1 protein-coding gene and 2 pseudogenes are annotated in these 3,529 nt (G+C 68.9%); all 3 read left to right on the top strand.

Features of this window, described 5'->3' with window-relative positions:
- Positions 1 to 971 (top strand): annotated as a pseudogene (locus DD1DGNOD_RS05660) (serine/threonine protein kinase); the annotation flags it as partial.
- Positions 972 to 1,041: 70 nt separating this feature from the next.
- Positions 1,042 to 3,009, top strand: a complete 1,968-nt coding sequence (locus DD1DGNOD_RS05655; RefSeq protein WP_131765562.1) for a serine/threonine-protein kinase — start codon at positions 1,042 to 1,044, stop codon at positions 3,007 to 3,009.
- A gap of 386 nt (positions 3,010 to 3,395) precedes the next feature.
- Positions 3,396 to 3,529: pseudogene (locus tag DD1DGNOD_RS05650) on the top strand (succinate dehydrogenase, cytochrome b556 subunit); the annotation flags it as partial.

Raw genomic sequence — 3,529 nt, 5'->3', positions numbered from 1 at the left:
CGGCCGACACCACGGCAACGGTGAGCGCCGTGGCCACCGACCGGCAGCCGGCCGCGCTCCCCGCCGAGGAAGCCGGGGCAACGGTCACAGCGCCGTCACGCGTCCGCGATCAGGCTCCTCCCGCACACACCGGAGCGGCAGGGACGGCCGAAGCGGCAAAGGCAGCCGAAGCGGCAGAGACGGCCGAGGCAGCCGCCGCACCACCGCCGACTCGACCGCCGGCTCGACCGGCAGGTCCCCACGCCACCCGCCGGCGCCGGACCACGGTCGCCGCGATCCTCGCGGCGGTGCTGGCGGGTACCGCCATCGTCCTCGGAGCAGTACTGGCATCGGGTCCGGACGGGCCGAAAGTGGACGGGGCGGCATCAGACGGGGTTGCCGCGAACCAGGCCGGCCCGCAGCCGGCGTCCACGGGCACGGTTGCCGGCCCGTCGGCTCCCACCGGGGCGTCATCCACCGCGAGCACCCCGGGCGCACCGATCACGGCAGATCCGGGTCTGGCGCCGCCGGACACCACACCGGTGACCCCGCCACTGGGCTGGCATACCTACTCCGCCCCGTCGGGCTGGTCGATCGCCTATCCGGACGGTTGGGAGGAACGGCCCGCCCCCGGAAACGAAGGAAGGAACTTCAGCAATCCGCAAACCGGCGCCTACCTTCACATCGACATCACCATGCAGGCGAATCCGTCCGCGCTGGCGGACTGGATGACGCACGAGGACGACGTCCGCACCCGGGTGCCGGACTACCGGCGGGTGAAGATCGCGGCAAGTGACGGCGGCAACGGCGCGATCCAGGCGGACTGGGAGTTTACTCACACATCCGGAGGGAAGACGGTGCACGTTCTCAACCGCGGATTTGTGCGTAATGGCCATGGCTACGCGTTGTACTGGCGTACTGCGGACTCCCGCTGGGAAACCGACCTTCCGTTGATGTGGCAACTTTTCTCGACGTTCCGGCCCGGTCCCTGACCGCGCAACGAGCCGGACCGGATGAGGGCTGTCTGCACATCCGGTCGCACATCTGCAAGACTTGACGGTGATGGCCAGATCGGCGCGCCCGCCCGGAGACTCCTCGCGTCACAACACACCCCGATATGTATCTCAGCGTTATCGTTTGGATACTCCTATCGGTCGAGGTGGCGCCGGTGTCGTCTGGTGTGGTGAGGACGAACTTCTCCAACGCCCTGTCGCGGTCAAGGAAATTCTCATTCCGCATGCCGGCTCGCAGGTTGAACGTGACGGGCTGCGAGCACGGGTGCTGCGTGAGGCCCGCGCCCTCGCCCGTCTCAACAGTCCGGCGATCGTCTCCGTCTACGACGTGGTCGAAGAGGCCGAGCGCCACTGGATCGTCATGGAACTGGTGGACGCCGACAGCCTCGGCGAGGTCATCCGCGCCGAGGGGCCGCTGCCACCGGAGCAGGTGGCGGCCATCGGGCTGACGCTCACCGAGGCGCTCGCCGCCGCCCACTCCGCGGGCGTGCTGCACCGTGACGTCAAGCCCGGGAACGTGCTACTCGGCCGGGACGGCCACGTCCGGCTGACCGACTTCGGCATTGCGGCCACGGACGGCGACTCGACCCTCACCGGAACGGGTGCGCTTGTCGGTTCCCCCGCCTACATCGCCCCGGAACGGGTTCGCGGCTCCTCCGGCAGCCCCGCGAGCGACCTGTGGGGGCTGGGCGCCACGTTGTATGCGGCGGTGGAGGGGCAGCCACCGTTTGAAGGGCCGGAGACCTACGCCGTCCTCACCGCGGTGGTGGAGGGACGCAGGCGTCCGTTCCGGCTCGCCGGCCCCCTGCGCGGCCTGCTCACCGACCTGCTCGACCGTCCGGCTGAGGCCAGGCCGGACGTGGTCGAGGTACGCCGGCGCCTGCTCCCTATCGCGCACGGGGTGGCGCCGGTACCGGCGTCGGTCACCGGCTCCCAGCCGAAACCGGGCGTGGACGCGAGCGAGAACCACAACCCCAAGCCTGGTGCGGGCGTCCTGGAGTACGTCGGCAACGATCCGGCATCCGGCGGGGACCCGGACGCCCACGGGTCCCAGATCAGCCCCACTGCCACCGGCGCAACCACGGCGGACCCGGCAACTGTGGACCCGTCGGCGGACGGCGCGACCACGGGTGGCGGATCGGTGGGCAGCGGATCGGCAGGTGGCGCGTCCAGGGGTGTGGCCGACGAGCCGACCGAAACCGGAACGATGATCGCCAACAGGGTAGCCACCGCCGCGACGGGCGCAGGTGAGCTGGGCACCGAGCGGACGGCTCCCGGCCCGGGGCAGTCTGCATACCGAGAGGGTTCCGGCCACCTCGAGGAGCCGGTGACCGCTGTAGCGGTCGGGACGCGGTCCGAGCGCACCCCGCTCCCGGGTGCCTCGGGAGCGACCACCCTGGCAGGCGGCCGGCTCGCCCCGCCCCCGTTCGACTTCGGTGGATACGGCACCGACGGCCAGGCTGATCCCGATGACGGTCTGCTACCGGTTGCCGGCGGTGTCGTGGGTGGTCCGCCCGGCAACAGCACAACTCATGATCGCCTGGAGAGCAGGAGAGCGTCAACCACCCGGCAGGGTGACGGACCTCCCCTGCAACACGGTGTGATCATGGCTGTGGCCGCGTCCGTGATTGTAAGCGTGGCGATCATGCTGAGCGTGCTGCTCGGCTCGGGGCCCAACAGTGATTCACAGTTACAACCCAGCGGGGACGGCAGCCCGCCGGCAAGCACGATCGCCGGGCAGAGCAGCATCAACTCCTCCGCACTCGCTTCCGGCCTGAAGGTTCCTCCCGGCGTGGACAAGTTCTCCACCCCACGCTCACCCTCACCGTCCGTAGCGAATACATCGGCCGAGCCGATACCAACCGCGACCGAGGCGGTGACCCCGAGCCCCTCACCCACGCAGGTGGGCGCGAGCCCGACCACACCGGTTACGACGACTTCGCCGACACCGGTCGAGCCGACGACTCCGGCTCCGACGGCACCGGTCGACCCCCCCACTCCGACCGCGGGAACCTGATGCCGCGACGCCGCGTCCCTGTTGCCGGGCGCTCCTACCCTTCGGAGCGCTTCGTCACACAATGAAGACGATCACTATCTGTGACATACCTCACCTAAGTGTCACGGAAGCTGGCATGCCCCGCCAGGAGGCCAGCACTAGCATCGGGTGCACACAAACCGTCGTCCACATGATGTCTCCGGGTGCCTTGGTTCTTCGGTGACGCGAGCTGCCTGCCCGTCAGATCATTGCCCGGACCATCGGTTCGAGCGTGACCTTCCAGACCTCGGTCATGAACTGGCGGATTCCATGACAGCCGCATCACCTTCAGCCAAACAGGTCACTGTGAGTCATCGGACGGATCATCAGGACCAGCCTGTCGGAAGGCCGGTCCGGAGGAGCTTTCAGTGCCGAAGGCACCAGCGGGCACGCTCTACCGCGGCCGCGAGGGTATGTGGTCCTGGGTTGCCCACAGGATCACAGGCGTACTGATCTTTTTCTTTCTGTTCGCCCACGTCCTGGACACCGCGCTTGTACGGGT

The organism is Candidatus Protofrankia californiensis (genome assembly GCF_900634765.1).
Taxonomy (GTDB): Bacteria; Actinomycetota; Actinomycetes; order Frankiales; family Frankiaceae; genus Protofrankia; species Protofrankia californiensis.
This window is presented reverse-complemented; position numbering and strand designations above follow the sequence as displayed.

Coding starts and splice junctions, on each gene's coding strand:
- DD1DGNOD_RS05655 (WP_131765562.1), top strand. CDS start 1,042: ATGGCCAGATCGGCGCGCCCGCCCGGAGACTCCTCGCGTCACAACACA.